This window comes from Arthrobacter sp. TB 23 (genome assembly GCF_000294595.1).
GTDB lineage: Bacteria > Actinomycetota > Actinomycetes > Actinomycetales > Micrococcaceae > Arthrobacter_D.
Window position 1 is genome coordinate 1 of the sequence record NZ_ALPM01000047.1, and the last position, 17,495, is coordinate 17,495.

Below are 17,495 nucleotides of genomic sequence, written 5' to 3' on the forward strand. Positions count from 1 at the left end.
CCCCGCCGGCGTTCCTGGAAGGCCTGCGTGAACGCGCGGACCGGCACGGCATCCAGCTGATCTTTGACGAGGTCCAGGCCGGGGTGGGCCGGATGGGCAAGTTCTGGGGACACCAGTACTCCACCGCGACCCCGGACATCCTGATCACCGCCAAGGGCATCGCTTCGGGTTTTCCGATCTCCGCGATCGCCGCCTCGACCGAGACGATGTCCAAGGGCTGGCCCGGTTCCCAAGGCGGGACCTACGGCGGCAACGCCGTCTCCGCCGCCGCCGGCGTCGCGACCCTGGACGTCGTCCGGGACGAAGGGCTCGTGGAGAACTCCCGGATCCGCGGCGAGCAGCTCCAGTCCGGCCTGAAAGACATCCAGAACCGCTTCCCGGTCATCGGTGACGTGCGCGGCAAAGGCCTGATGCAGGGCATCGAGTTCACCGCCGAAGACGGCACCCCCGACGCAGCCACCGCCGCAGCAGTCCAGCAGGCCACAACCACCCAGGGCCTACTCACCCTCACCTGCGGACCCGCAGGCAACGTTGTCCGCCTCATCCCCGCCCTCGTCGTCACCGCCAACGAAATCACCACCGGCCTCGAACGCTTCGAAAACGCCGTCGGCGCCGTCACCGGAGCCGTGCCCGCCACGACTGGGGCCTGAATCAACCATGGTTGATGCCGTTCACTCCCCCGCGCGCCCGGCAACGAGCACCCGCCGCTCCGGTTCGCCTGACCCCGGTCAGCCGGCTGTGCTGGCACGCCTGGCATCGGCAGGTGTGGCCGCGGACAGCTCTCCGCGCCGCCTCGCGGAATACTCCTACGACGCCTCCAACTACCGGGTGGCCCCACTGGCTGTGGTGTTTCCGCGGACAGTGGAGGACGTCGTCGCGGTTGTTGCCGCGTGCCGTGAAACGGCAACGCCGCTGATCGGCCGCGGCGGCGGGACGTCCATGGCGGGCAACGCCATGGGTCCCGGCGTCGTGCTGGATTTTTCCCACCACATGAATTCGATCCACGAAATCGAGGAGGCTGCGGGCACCGTGACCGTAGACCCCGGTGTGGTTCTGTCTGTCCTCTCCCGCGAAGTGGAGAAGGCAACGGGCAACCGCTTTACCTTCGCCCCGGACCCGTCCTCCAAGAACCGCGCCACCGTGGGCGGTTCGCTGGGGAATGACGCCTGCGGCAACCACTCCGTCCGTTACGGCAGGACGTCTGACCACGTGGCAGAGATCGACGTAGTCACGTCCGACGGCGCCCGGCTCACCGCCACTGGCACGGGCCTGCGTGCCACGGACCCTAAGGACAGGGCCTCCGCCGCCCGCGCTGCCGCCCTGACTACTTCCTTCAAGGACCTGGCCCACAACCACCTGTCCGAGTTCCGCCTTGAGCTTGCCCGCATCCAGCGCCAGGTTTCCGGGTACCACCTGGCCAACCTGCTGCCGGAAAACGGGTTCAACATGGCCCGCGCCCTCGCTGGGTCCGAAGGGACCTGCGCCATCATTGTAGGCGCCCGGATGAAGCTCGTCCCCAAGCCCGCCAACGCCCTGCTGGTGTGCCTGGGCTATGCGGACGTGGTGGACGCTGCGCGCGACATCATGACCATCCTGGAGTTCTCACCGGCCGCCGTCGAAGGCATCGACGAGGCGATCGTTGACACCATGCGCTTCCGCCGCGGGGACGGCTCCGTGACGGCCCTGCCGGAGGGCAAAGCCTGGCTCTATGTTGACCTCGACGGCGATAACCCGGACGAGGTCCGCGCCGAAGCGGACCGGCTGCTGGCCCGGCTCAAGGAAAGCGGCCGGCTAGTGGACGGCCGCACAGTTCCGGACCTGCAGGAGCGGGCCTCCCTGTGGCGTGTCCGCGAGGACGGCGCAGGGCTTTCCGCTCGGCTCTCCACCGGCGGTGAATCCTGGCCCGGCTGGGAGGACTCCGCGGTCGCGCCGGAAAACTTGGCCGGCTACCTTTCGGATTTCCGTGAACTACTGGCCCGCCACGACCTCACAGGCGTTATGTACGGCCACTTCGGTGCCGGCTGCATGCACATTCGCATCACCTATGACCTGCGCACCAAGGCCGGCCGGTCCGTGTTCCGCGGCTTCACCAAGGAAGCCGCCGAACTGGTGGTCCGCCACGGCGGCTCGCTCTCCGGCGAACACGGTGACGGCCGGGCACGCTCCGAACTGCTGCCGCTGATGTACTCCCCGCGCATGCTGGCGGCCTTCGCCGCCTACCGGCGCGCCTGGGACCCGGAGGGAATACTCAACCCCGGCTCCCTGACCGATCCCGATCCTATGGACGGCAACCTGGCGTTGGAGGGCATTCCGCAGCGGCAGTGGCGCACCAGCTTCGACCTGCGCCCGCTCGGCGCCGGCGGCGGATCCACCACCGAGACTGACGCACCGGAAAAATCCGCGGGCAGCGGCACGGACCCCTGGGTACACGCGATCCAGAGCTGCATCGGAGTGGGCCGTTGCCGCACGGATTCCGGCGGCGTGATGTGTCCTAGCTACCGCGCCACCAAGGATGAAAAAGATTCCACCCGCGGCCGCTCCCGCGTGCTCCAGGACATGGTCCGCGGCGCCCGCACTGTGGAGGAAGGTTGGAAGTCGGAGGAGGTCCGCGAAGCCCTGGATCTTTGCCTGTCCTGCAAAGCATGCTCCAGCGACTGCCCCACCGGCGTTGACATGGCCACCTACAAATCCGAATTCTTCTCCCACTACTACGAGGGCAAGCTCCGCCCGATGTCGCACTTCTCCCTGGGCTGGCTGCCCCGCTGGCTCAAACTCACGGGGCGGATCGCGCCGCTGGTCAACGCTGTGATGTCCACTCCGCTCGCCAAGGCGGCCTCCGCACTGGGCGGGCTCACCACCCGGCGGGCGCTGCCCCGCTTCGCGGGTGCCGGTGAGTGGCGCCGCGAAGTGGCAGCTGCCGGCGTCGGGCCCATTACCAAGTATGACGACGGCGCCGGGCCGGATGCCGACGGCGTGGTGCTGTTCGTGGACACCTTCACCCGCGGCTTCCGGCCGGAGGTGGCAGGTGCCGCGGCGCGTGTTCTTGCCGCTTCCGGTTCCACGACGGAATGCTCGGCGGACGCCTGCTGCGGCCTGACCTGGATATCCACCGGCCAGCTGGACACCGCCAGGAAGCTGATGGGCCAAGCGGCAGTGGCGCTCGACGACGGCACGGACCGCCCCATCGTGGTGGTGGAACCCAGCTGCGCCGCGGCGCTGCGTAAGGATCTTCCCGAGCTGGTCCACACGGACCAGGCCCGCCGGGTGGCAGCCCGCGTGCGCAGCTTCGCATCGCACATAGAAGAGCTCACCCAAACCGGCTGGATACCCGCACCGGCAGAGCCCCTTCCGGAGCGAGTGGTGCTGCAGACACACTGCCACGAGTACTCCGTCTTCGGAGCCGGCATCCAGCGTTCGGCGCTCGGCGCGGTGGGCGTGGAGAGCGTCGTGGACGCAGCCGGCTGCTGCGGTGTGGCCGGTAACTTCGGTTTCGAAAAGGAGCACTTCGACGTCAGCATGCTGGTGGCCGAGCAGTCGCTGGCCCCGGCGCTGCGCCAGACGGAGGTCGACACTGTGGTCCTCACCGACGGCTTCTCCTGCGCCATGCAGGTCAAGCAGCTCGATGGTTCCAGGCAGGGCCGCCATTTGGCCCAACTTCTAGACCCCGGCGAACAGGCGGCAGTAAATTCCCGGCGCAGCCGCCAGCCACTCCCTTCCACCCACGAAAAGGATCCCTCATGAGCATCCAGGCAACCACCGACCCGCAGACCTCGCAGAAGGCGCTCGACGCCGTCGCCAAGGTCAGCACCAATCTTTACATTGACGGAGAATGGGCCGAAGCGGCTTCCGGCGCACGGTTCGACGTCATCAACCCCGCTACCGAGGGAGTCATCGCTTCCGTTGCCGACGGCGGGCCCGAGGACGCCCGCCGGGCGATCGAAACGGCCGGCCGGGTGCAGAAGCAGTGGGCCAAGACCGCGCCCCGGGAGCGCAGCGAGATCTTGCGCCGTGCCTACGACCTGATCATGGCCCGCCAGGACGAGCTGGCTCTGATCATGACCACGGAAATGGGCAAGCCCTTCGCCGAGGCCAGGGGCGAGGTGGCCTACGCTGCCGAGTTCTTCCGCTGGTTCTCGGAGGAAGCCGTCCGTATCGGCGGTGACATGACCACGACCGGTGACGGCAAGAACCGCATCCTGGTCACGAAGGAGGCGGTAGGGCCATGCGTCCTGGTGACGCCGTGGAACTTCCCGCTGGCGATGGGTACCCGGAAGATCGGCCCCGCCATCGCAGCGGGCTGCACCATGGTCTTCAAGCCGGCCAACCTCACCCCGCTGTCCTCGCTGGCGCTGGCGGACATCTTGATCGAGGCCGGCCTTCCCAAGGGCGTGCTGAACGTTGTCACCACCACCAAGGCCTCCGACGTAGTGACCCCGTGGATGGAAAGCGGCATTGCCCGCAAGGTCAGCTTCACCGGTTCCACCGGCGTGGGCGTGCGCCTGCTGGAGCAGGCTGCCAAGAACGTGATGCGCTCCTCGATGGAACTGGGTGGAAACGCACCCCTCATCGTGTTTGAAGACGCTGACCTGGACCGCGCCGTGGAAGGTGCGTTCGCCGCCAAGATGCGGAACATGGGCGAGGCCTGCACGGCCGCCAACCGTATCTTCGTCCAGCGCTCCGTTGCCGCCGACTTCTCCGCCCGGCTCGCCAAGCGCCTGGGTGAGCTGAAAGTGGGCGACGGCGCAGTGGACGGCACCGATGTCGGACCCCTAGTGGAGGAGAAGGCACTGAATAAGGTCCAGGAGCTCGTGGATGACGCCGTTTCCAAGGGCGCCACCGTGGTTTGCGGCGGGTCCCGTCCCGAGGGTAAGGGCTACTTCTACTCCCCCACTGTGCTGTCCGATGTAAGCTCCGACGCGGCGCTGATGAGCGAGGAAATCTTCGGCCCGGTGGCTCCGGTCATCCCGTTCGACACCGAAGAGGAAGTGCTCCGGCTGGCCAACGACACCCCGTGGGGCCTGGCCAGCTACGTGTTCACCCAGGACCTGGACCGCGCCTTCCGCGTCGGCGACGAACTCGAGGTGGGCATGGTTGGCCTGAACACGGGCATCGTCTCCAACCCGGCGGCTCCGTTCGGCGGCATCAAGGCCTCCGGCCTGGGCCGTGAGGGCGGACGCGTGGGTCTGGACGAGTTCCTGGAGATCAAGTACATGGCCATCCCGCGCGTCTAAGCATCGCAAACCAGAAGCCGCTAGCCATGATCATGTGCATCGGGATGGCCAGCACAAACAGGCCAATCAAGGAGAAGAAACCACATTGGCTTGCCTCCGATCTTGTCGGAGCGGGCGCCGGCCAGCGGAATCATCAGCATCACGGCAATCTGCCCCACGAACATCAGAGTCAGCACCGTATTGGCAACCATACCCACCGAACCCTCAAGGTACGTAGGTATGTAGGTGAGCGCCAGCATGGGGGCGCCAATAATGCCGCACCAGGTCCTTTGCAGCCGTGCTCGTGGCCGGTTCCGGCTCTCCGCTGGCCGCCGGTTCCCGAAAAACCGGGGTGACTTCAAGCCTGTTACGCAGGTACATGCCGATAATACTCACCGGACCGCAATCAGGAAGGGAAGCCGCCAGCCCCCTTCGGTCATGGCACCTTCACCCAGGATCAGCATGCAGAGCAGAACAACGAGGGAACCGAGGGCGAAGCCGCCCAGCGTGCCGAACTAAAGGAAGATGCCATAGAAGCCGCGCTTCTTGTCCGGTGCGTATTCGGCCATGAAGTCAGCCGCACCGCCGTACTCTCCGCCGGTTGAGAATACCTGAATCATTCGCAGCAGGATCAGCAGGGCCGAGGCCAGCCAGCCGACCAGCGCGTGCGTCGGGAGAAGGCCAATTGCGAAGGTTGAGGCTGCCATTACAATAATGGTCAGCGCCAGGACCCTCTTGCGTCCCATCCGGTCGCCCAGGGGACCCCAGAACAGCCCGCCCAGCGGCCGCACCAGGAAGAAAGGGCAAAGGAGGCGAGCGTCCAGACTGTCCCACGGCGCCTTCGCCGGGGGAAGAAGTTGGCGGTGATGTATGTGGCGGCTACAGCGTAACGCCATAATCGAACCATTCAGTGGCATTACCCATAGCCGAGGCAGCGATGGCCCGATGGAGCACTTTCTTGCCTGCTCGGGACGTTTCGTCTGGAGTCGTGAACCCCGCGCCCGGAGCAAATGTGTCGTTCATCAGATTACGGCCCTGTCCCCTTGTCGAGGCAACAGGTAGGAGAGTTATCGGGGCACAGCAAAGGGCCGTTGGCACATTGCACCGGCGCCCTTCTGGGAAGGCTCAGGGTGTATCGAAGGCGATTAGGGGATCAGCCGCATCAGCGCGTCATCCATATGCTCGGCCATGAGCTTCTCGGCGAGGTCCGAGTCACCGCGGGAAATAGCCTCTGCAATGCCCTTATGTTCGGCAATACGCCGATCGGCCGTGTCGTAAGTGCTCTTGAGGGCATTGAGGCACATCTGCGTCTCCGTCAAAAGTGTGTCATGCATTTTCTTCAGGCGTGGACTCCCTGCGAGCTCTACCAGGAGGGCATGGAAGCTCATGTCCGCTTCTGTCATCGCCTCGCTGTTCGGGGACTCGGCGGTGTCCTCCATGGCTCGCACAGTTTCCATCAGCTTGGCGGCGCTACCCTGGGGGTCCATACTGATCACGCGGCTGATGGCGGCAGCCTCAACAGCGGAGCGGGCCAGATAGATGTCCCGGAAATCGTCCTCGTCCATCGAGACCACAAAGAGGCCCCGGTTTCGATGACTGACCAGCAACCCTTCCTGGGTGAGGCGCTGCATGGCCTCGCGCAGAGGGCCGCGGCTAACGCCAAGTTCTTTGGCCAGTTCAGCTTCTCCGAGCTGGACGCCCGGAGCGAAGTCACCGCCGGCAATAGCATCGCGGATTTTGCGGGCGATAATGACCGGAGTGGACTCCTGTACGACCGAGCCTAAGGCTCCCCTTTTCATCCTGTTTCCGTCCTTGCTGCGATGAGCTCCACCAAGCGGACCCGGTTGAGTTCTGGAACTTTTAGCGACCACTGCCATCCTGTCTCATAGTTGACAATTTAATAGTTTACTAGATGTTTAATTGCTATTGGATTCAGTGGTCGTTGGCGATCAGCGATCCTTTTCGGGGCGTGCCGGTCAGCCAGTTATGCCAGATTCCGCTGCGAGGGCCAGGAGCCGTGCGACGACGCAGGCTTTGACACCTTCAAGGGTGCGCCCGCCGTGTTTTTCGAGGGTGGGTTGGCCCCAAGGTCAATGACGGCCGAAGTGGCCTCGAAGCTTCGACTCCACTCGTCCGGCCCCGCCGGCCACTAAATCAAGGGACGCTTCGCTGTGAGCTGGGTTACACAACCCAACGCTTTGTGTAGTATTGTCAACAATACTAATGTAATTAAACTTGAGGCGCCGCCCTTACAAAGGCTGTCAAGGGGAAGCCCGGACGCCGAGTATCCGGCGGCCTCAGAAGAGTCTGGACTGGAGCTACGAAATGATCATTGGTGTCCCCGCAGAAATTAAGAACACCGAGTTCCGGGTGGCGATCACCGCCGCCGGAGTCCATGAGTTCCGCACGCACGGCCACGCGGTCCTGGTGGAGCACGGCGCAGGGCTAGGCTCGGGCATCACGGACGAGGAATACGCCATCGCCGGCGCAGAGATCGTCACCGAAGCGGACGATGTCTGGTCCCGCGCCGACATGGTCATGAAGGTCAAGGAACCCATCAAGTCCGAGTACCACCGCTTCCGCAAGGGCTTGATCCTCTTCACCTACCTGCACCTCGCCGCCGAACCCGAACTCACCCGGGAGCTCATCAACTCCGGCGTCACCGCCATCGCCTACGAAACCGTGCAGGTAGGCCGCGCCCTCCCTCTGCTGGCCCCCATGTCCGAGGTAGCTGGCCGCCTCTCCGTGCAGATGGGCGCATCCTCTCTGTTGGCCCCTGCCGGCGGCAAGGGCGTGCTGCTCGGCGGCGTACCCGGCGTCCGGCCCGCCAACGTGGTTGTCCTGGGTGCCGGCGTAGCCGGCACCAACGCGGCCGCCATGGCCCTGGGCCTCGGCGCCGACGTCACCATCCTGGACATCAACATCAACCGCCTGCGTGAACTGGACGCCCTGTACCGGGGCCGACTCAAGACGGTTGCGTCGAACAAGTACGAGATCGAGAAGTCAGTGGTGGACGCGGACCTGGTGATCGGTTCCGTCCTGATCCCCGGTGCCAAGGCGCCCAAGCTGGTGACCAACGATTTGGTGGCCCGCATGAAGCCGGGCTCAGTCCTGGTGGACATTGCCGTGGATCAGGGCGGCTGCTTCGAGGACACCCGCCCCACCACGCACCAGGAACCCACGTACAAGGTCCACAACACCATCTTCTATTGCGTGGCCAACATGCCCGGCGCCGTGCCGAACACCTCCACCTACGCGCTTACCAACGTCACTCTTCGGTATGCGGCGGCCCTCGCGAACCTGGGCGTCAAGGCCGCCTTCGACCGCGACCCCGCCCTCGCCGCCGGCCTGAACATCGCTGCCGGTCATGTTGCCCACCACTCCGTGTCCGAGGCCCACAACCTACCCCTCGTGGCGGACTGGCACGAACTGGTCTCGGCCTAGCGCTTGCTGCCCCAACTCCCAAAGGACGCTATATGATCCGGAAAAGGGCGACGCCTACGCTCCGGCTGTTGTGGCCGCTCCTTCTTTAGGTCGTTCCCCTCGATTCGATAACGGACATCCGGCCCCAGCCGACTTTCTGCCCGCGATGCACACCTTGTAGCGAATTCGTTCGTATCCGCAATAACGGAGCGTAACTTGGTCAGTTGTGACTGTTAATTGGGAATGGCGGTTAATTGCGGTCTGGTATGGCGGTTCAACTGATTCCGATTGACGAGGGTTGAGCGTCCGGCTTCGGCGAACACATCGGTGATGGTCGTTGGGTAGCTCTTTGGTGGCTGACGGTTAATCGGCAGTGTTAGATCAGCACGACCGTGATACCCAGGACGATGAGCACTACACCTGCTACGGCATCAATGACGATCGGTCCGGAGCCGGCGGTGAGTGACCGACCGACCCGGTCGGCAACCGCGGACAGTAGCGCACCGTAGAGCAGGATGCAGCCGGCAACAGTTGCCACGAGTAGGGTGTGGTCGATCGGACTGGGCGACTGCGGGAGAAATGGTGGCAGTAGTGCCAGGAAGAAGAGGCCGGTCTTCGGGTTCGTTAGTGAGCTGATGACGCCAGTGCGGAACACGGAGCGGGCAGTGTTCCTTGTGCCGTCACCGGCTGTAGATGTTCGGGGCACAGCCGTGATTGCATCGCCTGAGCTGCCAGCGGTCGCACTCCGATCGTTCTCGGTTCCTTCCGAGTAGCGGGTCGGCAGTTCACTAGTAGTTGAAAGGGCAGGCGCTGCGGTTCCTGCCTTCCGGCTGCGTTTCACTTGGTAGAGGGCGGATATACCCAAATACGTGAGGTAGCTGCCGCCAATCCACGTTAGGCCAGTACGGACGCCAGGGAACTGCTCCAGCAGCACCGCGACTCCCGTCAGTGCGAGCACCGCCCAGACTATGACGCCCAGGGTGACGGCTGCGGTGTAGATGAGTCCGGTACGCACATGGTGGGTACCGAATTTCAACATGAGGAAGGTGTCCGGCCCGGGTGTCAGCGCCAGGATGATGCTTGCTCCGAGGAAGGATAAGTATTCTGCGCCTGTCACCGGTGCTCCCGCTGCATCTCACCCATCACCCGGGCCAGGGCGGAATGCTGCCCGAGAGCATGCCAGCCGCATCGCAGCGTGGCCAGCACATCACCGTGGTCAAGCTCATGCCTCGGGAGGCGTTCTGCCCGCGGGCAGGCGCTTCGTCCGATGCCGAAATACACCGCGCCCACAGTGCAATGTGGAAATATCAGTGCGCCCATGGTCGACTCCTTGTGCCTCGTCCTCCCGTACCCGGTCCTCTCAGAGTGACTGGTCTTGAACAGAATGAAAAGCACATGATCGCGTACAACCATAAGGTGACGACTTACGATGGTGGGGTGTGGGATTTGAACAGGTTGAGGGTTTGGCGGGCGGTGGTGAGAACAGCTTCCGTTAGTGGTGCTGCCCGCAATCTCCAGTACGCGCCGGCCAGCGTCAGCCAACACATCATCGCCTTGGAAAGATCTGTGGGGTTTCCGCTTTACCGCAGGGTCGGGCGGGGAATCGAGATCACCGAGGCCGGTCGACGGCTCGCCGATGAATCTGAGGCGCTGTTCGCCGAAGCCGACAGGCTTGCCGCCTTTACCGAGGCGGTCAGGTCCGGCCCTCGGTCGCGACTGGCGATCGGATGCTTCTCATCGGTAGCTAAGGAGTGGATCCCCGGGGTGTTACGTGAGGCAGTCAGGCAGTTCCCGGACCTGCAGTTCAACATCATGACCAATGAGCCGCTGATGAGTGCCGAACGCCGGTTCGGCGATGTCGATATTGCCAATGAACCCGGACATGCCGGGCCTATCGGAGTGCCCGGATACCGGCGGGAGAAGCTCATCGATGACGACTACATGGTGGTTCTGCCCCAGGCCCATCCCTTGGCTCGGCAGGCAGAGGTGGCGGTTGTCCAGTTGGCAGCAGAATCGATGGTCGACCTCGACGTCTTCGGCGGGCCTACCGGTGAAGTCATTGACCATGTCACCCAGGCTGCCGGCTTTACCCCCAATTATGTGGCCCGAGCTGAAGACCATTACGGCATTCTGGCCATGGTCACGGCAGGAGTCGGGGTCACGGTACTACCCCGGCTCGCCATTGGTGACCTTCCCAAAGGGCTGACCGCACGGCCACTCGTCGATCCCACGCCCGTACGACGGGTAGTACTCCTTATCCGCCGGGAGATCGAGCACCTCGACCATGTCGAGATCATCCGCCTCGCTATCCATCGCCAGGCAAGCATCAACCGAGGTTACGCGCGGGACCGCCGACCAGCACCCAAGGACGCTAGATGATCCGGAAAATGCGACGCCTACGCTCCGGTTGCTGTGGCCGCTCCTTCTTTGAGCTATTCCCCTCGACTTAGTAACGGGCGCACCGTTCCCCAGTAGACTTTCTGCCTGCGATGGACAGCGGGTTGTAACGAATTCGTTCGTATCCGCAATCACGGAGCGTAACTTGGTCAGTCCAGCAGAAACATGCCCGATTACGTAGCGGAAATCAGTACCGGTTTCTATGTTCCGCTTCTACTCGTTGGAGATGAGTTCTGGTTCGCTCAGCGTTGTGGGCGAACTGTTGGTGTGACTGTCCACTAGGAATGGCGACTAATCACAGACTTGAGTGGCGATTGCGCTGTTCCGCAAGCCGGTCCCCCACAGCGACGCACGTTTCTAACCAGGTTTTCGGTTAAGACATTAGTGCCGTCTGACTAGGAGATTCGCGTATACCCCGCCCGAGAAATTGTCTCGCTTTGGTGGCTCAAGTGCGATTGGCAAGCTATTGGGCTAATTCGATGAGCTGTGGGCCATTGTGCCCACTGAGCCGACTTCGTTGCCGATGACTCGGGGCACCAGATGAGGCTCGGGCACGGAGCTGACCAGCTCTCGGACTTGGTTCTTGTCCGTGGTCGCCGGGTCCAGCCAGTCCGCTTGGAGGACTTTGAGGATGATCAGCGGTGAGCGTTCGTGGATATGCCCCAGCGCGTCGGTGGCCGACGTCGAAATAGCAGTGGCAGTGACCAACCACTTATCCGGGTGCTCCTCGGGCAACTCGGGATTGGGCCAGAACTCATAAAGGCCAGCTACGGACAACAGCTCGCACTCGCACCTGCCAGGGCAGGTAGATCGGGAAGAAGCATCATCGCGGTGTGTCATTCTGATCCCCATTGTTGCTGGGCGGGTCTTCCGCGCAATCAGGGCGCGATGCGCCGGGAGCTGACCAAACTTTCGTTCGGCGCTCCTCCGTCGCTCATCTCCTCCCAAAAGTTCGGCCCTCTCCCGGTCCCCCAAGTTGCACTCCGGCCCCTCATGCCCAGCAGTGACTCCTCTATCAGAACGGCACCAGGAGGGAAAATCGTTCGAAAGAACTTTTACCAAAGTCATGTACCTTCCCCGCCACTGCGCCATGAAGTAGTAAGAAAGCCCACCAAGGGCTCCAAGAGAGGAAGGAGGCCAACCGCCACAGGAGGCTTGCAACCCACCCACCAAAACAGGCACACCCTGTTCACCATCTGAGCCGGTTTGTGCACAGTCAGAGAGCGAAACAGCTTCTGACTAGGGGAAATACTGTGCCCGAAGTGGGACTTGAACCGGCTTTACCCCCTTGCAAACACTGGCCTCACCCGAAAACCTCCCCAAACCGGCCCAATCCGGCATCGATACAACCCAGTCCGACCCCCAAGGTGTGCACATTGTGCACACCCACCTTTTTGCCTGGTTGTTAGCCACGTCTGCATGGCACCGGCCCTGGCCAGCGACGTGACTCTTGGCGCGATGCCTGGTTTAATCCGGGAACTGGGGTAATCCTCACATGTAGCGAAACTTCGGATTGGTCCACGAGCATTACAACAAGGCGCAAGCTTCGGAGCAGTGAAAGCCATGATGGATATATTCTCCTTTCTCGCATATTTCATCGACAAAATGAGGTAAGAGAACATGACTAAAAGCATGCGAAGTCGTTTGCAAATCAAAATAATTCGAGCGACTAGCCCGAAGGACAACTGCGACCTTCCTTGAATGGACAAGACCGATTGATTGAACCTTCGAAGGTGCTTTCCCGCTCATGCAGCCATTTACTGTGTATCTCTTCCTGCATAGCGATCCCTTCCGACTTGGCCCCAAACCACAACTATTGCGATCGATTCCACCACGGCGTGGGAAGACGCATTACAGTTAGGGGTTGTCGTCGACCCGGTCAAGCAGCTCAACAAGTTAATCCTAAAACAGCTGACGATAATGCATTTCCCGCACCCGACCCCGAAGAGCCAGCGTCTCAGCAGTATCCGGTGCACCGGGCGGCTCTGGAGCCCCCGGTACCGGGGAACCTAAAACACTATGTGCCGGAGGGCGTAATAGATCTTGCCGTGCACCGCCAGCATCACCCTCATTAGCAGGTGAAGGCCAATACCGGACACGAAGCTGTTGACGGGGTCAACGGTACCTAAATATCGCGGTGACGAAGCCCTGTCAGTCTGCACCTTCTTCTGACACCACATCCGCAGCACCCAAGCAACACCCGGTCATGGACACAACGCTACCTTGATGGCGTCGGCCGAGTTGATCAGCGCAAAAGCCTCTTCCCACTGTTCTAAGGGCAGTTTGTGGGTAACAAGGCCGGAGAAATCGACTTGACGATGAGTGACAAGGTCGAGAGCACGGCGCCAAGAATTTGGGGTCGACGCGAACCCCGAAGTGACGCTCAACTCCTTGAATAGGATTGTGTCGAACGGAATCGTTACGTCGCGCCCACTGATCCCCACTTGAATGTACCGACCAGCCCGACACACGGCGCGAAAAGCGGTCGAAATCCCCGCAGCTGCACCGGAACACTCTATGACGACGTCATATGCTTCGGGTTCCACATCTGTTGCGATGGTCGCTCCCATTCGCGCGGCAAGAGCCAACCTATGTGCATCAGCGGCCAGCCCCACACACGTGACCCGCGCTCCAGCAGCAAGCGCTACCTGGACGCTGAGCAGCCCCATGGCGCCCGGGCCAATGACAAGAGCGCGGTCGCCCGCCTTGACTCCAGCGCGCTCGAGAAGACATTGTGTGACGCACGCAAGCGGCTCGAAGAGCACAGCATCCTCACTGCTGATGTGATCTGGAATACGGTGCAGATTTATGGCAGGCACTACGACATATTCCGCGAACCCGCCATCCTCGAATGAGCCGAGTGAGCGGCGATCGACGCAAAGATTGCGCCTGCCCGCCCTGCACATCCGACATGTCTCGCAGGCCGAGAAGTAGGTTTCACAGGCCACTCGCTGTTCAAGCCAGGACTCGTCGACCCCCTTTCCTGTTTGTACCACTGTTCCGGAAATTTCGTGCCCCATAGTCACGGGCGGGATCGATGCATACTCATCGGCCGCGATGTGCAGATCAGTTCCGCAGATGCCGGTAGCACTGACTGCCAGACGCACATGTCCGGGGCCAACCTCTCTTATGGTCCGGTCAGTGAGTCGTACCTCACCGGTCACCGTCTTCGTGACAGCAATCATTGCTGACCCCGAGGTGAAGTGAGGAGAACAGCCTCGATACGAGCGGCAACTCGTTCTGATGAGAGACCATAGTGATCAAGCAAATATTCATTCGACGCCGACTCCGACCAGGCATCCGCCAGTCCGACCCTAGTTACACGTACCGGTCGCCCTGTCGAGGAGACCGCCTCAGCTACGAGCCCTCCTAGGCCGCCCCGGACCGAGTGCTCCTCAACGGTGATGACCTCAGTTACGTCGCCAATAGCTGTAACCACGGTTTCCTCCGATAGCGGCTTCAGAAAGGCGGCATGCAAATGGCGAACCGAAACCTCTTGGTCGGTCAGTAAATCAATGGCACCCACGGTACGCGCAGTTTGCACTCCCGTGGAGATAACCACGACATCGTTTCCCCGCCGCAACTCGACTAGATGGTCCGGTTGCAAGGTGCCGCCCGTGTTCACTTCTACCTCAGGATCACGAGCCAGCCGTAGGTAGACCGGACCGGTATGTTCGCTGGCCCAACGCACTGCCGCTCGAGTCTCAGCGGCGTCGGCAGGGACGATGACCGTCATTCCTGGCATCACGCGGAGGATTGCAAGATCTTCAATGTCTTGGTGAGTCTTACCAGCCCCACCATTAAGTAGACCAGCGTAGTGACCAGCAAACTTCACGTTGGCACCCGTCTGTGCGACAAGCATCCGCATCTGGTCCAAGGCACGCTGTGTGAGGAACACGCCGAACGTACCGACCCACGGAATGGCTCCAAGCGAAGCCATTCCAGCCGCTACGCCGACAAGATTTTGCTCAGCGATACCCATTTGAAAGAACTGTTGGGGGTATGCTCCTGCGAAGTCGGCCGACTTGGTCGACGTTCCAAGATCCCCGTCGAGAACAAGGATTCGGTCGTCCCGCTCAGCCAAATCCATCAGTTCGGCGACCCATGCCTCACGTTGAGACATCATTACACCTCCACCTCCAGACCCAGATCTAGGCGGGCCTGAGCCAGTTGCGCATCAGTCGCGACCCCGTTGTGCCATTTGTATTCGCCCTCGGTGAAAGACACTCCGCGCCCCTTGCTAGTCCTTGCCATGAAAACCGTCGGACGTCCATTTTTTCCGCTACGTTTATTGGCGGCAGAGAAAGACCTGCGTAGTTCGGGGATGTCGTGCCCATCGACCTCCACAACATTCCAGCCGAAACCCCGGTAAATTGCGGACAAATTCATACCAGCCCAAGGATCGAGCCGGTCGAATCGGGAGTCCCCCCCGCCGTCGAGGTCCCACCCGTACTGCTGCAGGCCGTTGCGGTCGATTATTGCTACCAGGTTGTCTAACTTGTAGCGGCTCGCGCATGCAACTGACTCCCAGACCATTCCTTCCTGATGCTCTCCGTCCCCGAGCATAACGAAGGTCGTGAATTCCTTGCCCTGTCGGCGGGCCTCAAGTGCCATCCCGGCACCCACCGCGAGTCCTTGCCCGAGCGAACCTGTCGAAGCATCCAATCCAGGGAGACGCAAGAGATCCGGGTGGCCTTGCAGCCGGGAATTTCCCTGATCAAACGTTCCGAGTTCTTCCACCGGCAGATAGCCACGCAGCGCCATCACAGCGTAGAGAGCTATCGCATTGTGCCCCTTCGACAGGATGAACCGGTCCCTGTCGGGGTCGTCTGGTCGCGAAGGGTCGCGCCGGAGGGTGTCGAAGTACAAGGTAACGAGCATGTCCATTGCTGACAATGGTCCGCCGATGTGGCCGGCCTTCGTGCGGGCCACTGTGCTAAGGACGAGCCATCGGCCCTCCTGAGCGAGTCGAACAAGATCCACATCAGTGATGTCCGATCCTGGCGTGGTGTTCATCGGATCGTCTCCATTATGGTCCTCATGGTCTTGGTCTTGGTCTTGGTCTTGGTCTTGATGAATCTTCGAATACCTCGGTCATTGAGCGGCATCCGCGGAAGGATCGAGAATTCAATCGTCAAGGCCAGCACCGACCTCTTCGTGGCTCGCGCCAGCCATCGGTGAACGCAGGGTAATGAAGCTCTCGGACAGCGATACCGGCACCACGACAACGTGCACGGCGGGTTCAATCGTCGCGCGTTCGACGGCTTCGGCGATTTCCTGCCGGGTGTGAGCGACTGTTGCAGTACACCCGATAGAGCCAGCAATCGCGGCGAGATCGAAGTCGGCAAAGGTAGACATGAAAGGCCGTTCACCTTGTCCGTGCAGCACCCACCCCAGAGCTTGGTTGTCCATCACCACAACGAGCAGGTGCCGCTGGTGTTCGACGGCGGTCATGAGCGCGTGCAGCGACATGCTGTAGCCACCGTCCCCAAGCACAGCTACGGGAAGCCGTCCGGGTAGGGCGTAGGTGGCGGCCAGCGCTGCCGGTACGGCGTATCCCATACCGCCTCCGCCGTTGGGCTGAATGATGATGCCACCGGGCCTGACACGGTAGTCGTGGAGCATGAATAGACGGTTCTCCCCCGCATCGCAGGTGACCACCGAGTTGTCCGGGAGCACGTCAGCCAATAGCGCGGCCAATGCTCGAGGGTTGACCCGATCGCCCTCAATGAGTTCCGGGACAGCAAGGCTCCGCGCCATTGACCGAATCTCGTTGGCCCAGTCTGGTGTGCGGTAGCCAGCGCCGTCCGTGATGCGCGCACCGAGTAGCGGCAGGACGTCCTGGGCACGGCCGAGCAGGGGGTGCTTCACGTGCTGGGTCCACCCGAGGTTCAATGGCTCCACGTCGATCTGCAGGATTGTCTGGCGTTTTCCGTCGATCAGCCCCGGATGCTCATCCATGGTGTCGGTGGCGCTGATCTTCGTCCCCACGGCGAGGATAACCTCCGCCGCACCGAGGACACGATTCGCGGCATCGTGCCCGAACGAGCCTATGACGCCGAACGCGAGCTCGTGCGTCTCGGGGACCACTCCCTTACCGGCCGATGTCGTCACGATAGGTGCCTGCAAAAATTCCGCCAGCGATAGCAGTTCGGTCTGCGCCGCCCGCGCACCGTTCCCCGCAAGAATGGTTACCCGGTGCGTCCTGTTCAGCGCCATTGCGGCTGCATCGAGTGAGCCATCGTCAGGGCACGGTGCGGGAGGCGGTACCCGCAGGCCCGAAGAGATCCGTCGCACGTCGTGCTCAGCCATCCTCCCGAACAAGGAACGCGAGTGGAACACCACGGCGACGGGCCCAGGTTCCCCTGTTGTGGCGTGGACAATCGCGAGTTGAGTCATTTCCACCGCCTGGACCGGATCGGTGGCGACGAACGTGCGTTTCGTGATGGCCGCCATTGCGGCGGG

At 62.2% G+C, this 17,495-nt stretch carries 15 protein-coding genes and 1 pseudogene; 5 read left to right on the forward strand and 11 right to left on the reverse strand.

All coding sequences use genetic code 11. The features are described 5' to 3' along the window. The 3 genes from B384_RS17945 to B384_RS0106150 form a co-directional block, all read left to right on the forward strand. Window positions 1-650: aminotransferase class III-fold pyridoxal phosphate-dependent enzyme (locus tag B384_RS17945; protein WP_019482249.1), on the forward strand; the 650-nt coding region annotated here is incomplete at its 5' end. A gap of 7 nt (window positions 651-657) precedes the next feature. Further along, window positions 658-3,741 carry an FAD-binding and (Fe-S)-binding domain-containing protein gene (locus tag B384_RS0106145; protein WP_019482250.1) on the forward strand — a complete coding sequence of 1,028 codons (3,084 nt, stop codon included), beginning with the start codon at window positions 658-660 and terminating at the stop codon, window positions 3,739-3,741. Further along, window positions 3,738-5,231: an NAD-dependent succinate-semialdehyde dehydrogenase gene (locus B384_RS0106150; RefSeq protein ID WP_019482251.1), complete on the forward strand. Its 1,494-nt coding sequence runs from the start codon at window positions 3,738-3,740 to the stop codon at window positions 5,229-5,231. The genes B384_RS0106145 and B384_RS0106150 overlap by 4 nt, the downstream gene beginning before the upstream one ends. A gap of 20 nt (window positions 5,232-5,251) precedes the next feature. On the opposite strand, the gene B384_RS21030 is transcribed toward B384_RS0106150, so the two are convergent. From B384_RS21030 to B384_RS20015, 4 genes and pseudogenes are all read right to left on the reverse strand, one after another. Beyond that, entirely contained in the window at window positions 5,252-5,470 is a 219-nt protein-coding gene (locus B384_RS21030) for a hypothetical protein (RefSeq protein WP_026041002.1), read from the reverse strand. 255 nt (window positions 5,471-5,725) lie between these two features. Next, entirely contained in the window at window positions 5,726-6,127 is a 402-nt protein-coding gene (locus B384_RS21035; protein ID WP_237715245.1) for an MFS transporter, read from the reverse strand. 228 nt (window positions 6,128-6,355) lie between these two features. Continuing rightward, window positions 6,356-7,009, reverse strand: a complete 654-nt coding sequence (locus B384_RS0106165) for a GntR family transcriptional regulator (protein ID WP_019482253.1) — start codon at window positions 7,007-7,009, stop codon at window positions 6,356-6,358. Window positions 7,010-7,142: 133 nt separating this feature from the next. Next, window positions 7,143-7,294: pseudogene (locus tag B384_RS20015) on the reverse strand (IS982 family transposase); the annotation flags it as partial. 241 nt (window positions 7,295-7,535) lie between these two features. Here B384_RS20015 and ald point away from each other — a divergent pair. Continuing rightward, window positions 7,536-8,654, forward strand: a complete 1,119-nt coding sequence (gene ald / locus B384_RS0106170) for an alanine dehydrogenase (protein WP_019482254.1) — start codon at window positions 7,536-7,538, stop codon at window positions 8,652-8,654. 355 nt (window positions 8,655-9,009) lie between these two features. Here ald and B384_RS0106175 read toward each other — a convergent pair whose 3' ends face one another. Both B384_RS0106175 and B384_RS0106180 read right to left on the reverse strand, forming a co-directional pair. Then, window positions 9,010-9,750, reverse strand: a complete 741-nt coding sequence (locus B384_RS0106175; RefSeq protein ID WP_019482255.1) for a LysE family translocator — start codon at window positions 9,748-9,750, stop codon at window positions 9,010-9,012. Next, complete coding sequence (locus tag B384_RS0106180; RefSeq protein ID WP_156808992.1) at window positions 9,747-9,953, reverse strand: hypothetical protein; 207 nt, start codon at window positions 9,951-9,953, stop codon at window positions 9,747-9,749. The genes B384_RS0106175 and B384_RS0106180 overlap by 4 nt, the downstream gene beginning before the upstream one ends. Before the next feature lie 75 nt (window positions 9,954-10,028). On the opposite strand from B384_RS0106180, the gene B384_RS0106185 reads away from it, so the two are divergent. Then, window positions 10,029-11,012, forward strand: coding sequence for a LysR family transcriptional regulator (locus B384_RS0106185; RefSeq protein WP_019482257.1), 984 nt, complete (start codon window positions 10,029-10,031; stop codon window positions 11,010-11,012). Window positions 11,013-11,501: 489 nt separating this feature from the next. On the opposite strand, the gene B384_RS20770 is transcribed toward B384_RS0106185, so the two are convergent. The 5 genes from B384_RS20770 to B384_RS0106220 all read right to left on the reverse strand — a co-directional run. Further along, on the reverse strand, window positions 11,502-11,807 hold the full coding sequence (locus B384_RS20770; RefSeq protein ID WP_050994859.1) for an SOS response-associated peptidase family protein: 306 nt from the start codon (window positions 11,805-11,807) through the stop codon (window positions 11,502-11,504). 1,427 nt (window positions 11,808-13,234) lie between these two features. Beyond that, window positions 13,235-14,215, reverse strand: a complete 981-nt coding sequence (locus B384_RS21485) for an alcohol dehydrogenase catalytic domain-containing protein (RefSeq protein ID WP_019482259.1) — start codon at window positions 14,213-14,215, stop codon at window positions 13,235-13,237. Then, entirely contained in the window at window positions 14,212-15,156 is a 945-nt protein-coding gene (locus B384_RS0106205; RefSeq protein ID WP_019482260.1) for a transketolase family protein, read from the reverse strand. Before B384_RS0106205 ends, B384_RS21485 begins: the two co-directional genes overlap by 4 nt. Further along, window positions 15,156-16,046, reverse strand: coding sequence for a transketolase (locus B384_RS0106210; RefSeq protein WP_019482261.1), 891 nt, complete (start codon window positions 16,044-16,046; stop codon window positions 15,156-15,158). Before B384_RS0106210 ends, B384_RS0106205 begins: the two co-directional genes overlap by 1 nt. A gap of 111 nt (window positions 16,047-16,157) precedes the next feature. Then, window positions 16,158-17,495, reverse strand: a 1,338-nt coding sequence (locus B384_RS0106220; protein ID WP_156808993.1) for a thiamine pyrophosphate-binding protein, incomplete at its 5' end; no start/stop codon positions are given.

What these genes read in the sequence shown, in the direction of transcription:
- B384_RS21030 (WP_026041002.1), bottom strand. Translation starts at nt 5,470, where the DNA reads ATGCTGGCGCTCACCTACATACCTACGTACCTTGAGGGTTCGGTGGGT.
- B384_RS21485 (WP_019482259.1), bottom strand. Translation starts at nt 14,215, where the DNA reads ATGATTGCTGTCACGAAGACGGTGACCGGTGAGGTACGACTCACTGAC.
- B384_RS0106150 (WP_019482251.1), top strand. Translation starts at nt 3,738, where the DNA reads ATGAGCATCCAGGCAACCACCGACCCGCAGACCTCGCAGAAGGCGCTC.
- B384_RS0106185 (WP_019482257.1), top strand. Translation starts at nt 10,029, where the DNA reads ATGATCGCGTACAACCATAAGGTGACGACTTACGATGGTGGGGTGTGG.
- B384_RS0106180 (WP_156808992.1), bottom strand. Translation starts at nt 9,953, where the DNA reads ATGGGCGCACTGATATTTCCACATTGCACTGTGGGCGCGGTGTATTTC.
- B384_RS0106210 (WP_019482261.1), bottom strand. Translation starts at nt 16,046, where the DNA reads ATGAACACCACGCCAGGATCGGACATCACTGATGTGGATCTTGTTCGA.
- B384_RS0106205 (WP_019482260.1), bottom strand. Translation starts at nt 15,156, where the DNA reads ATGATGTCTCAACGTGAGGCATGGGTCGCCGAACTGATGGATTTGGCT.
- ald (WP_019482254.1), top strand. Translation starts at nt 7,536, where the DNA reads ATGATCATTGGTGTCCCCGCAGAAATTAAGAACACCGAGTTCCGGGTG.
- B384_RS0106165 (WP_019482253.1), bottom strand. Translation starts at nt 7,009, where the DNA reads ATGAAAAGGGGAGCCTTAGGCTCGGTCGTACAGGAGTCCACTCCGGTC.
- B384_RS0106145 (WP_019482250.1), top strand. Translation starts at nt 658, where the DNA reads ATGGTTGATGCCGTTCACTCCCCCGCGCGCCCGGCAACGAGCACCCGC.
- B384_RS21035 (WP_237715245.1), bottom strand. Translation starts at nt 6,127, where the DNA reads ATGCCACTGAATGGTTCGATTATGGCGTTACGCTGTAGCCGCCACATA.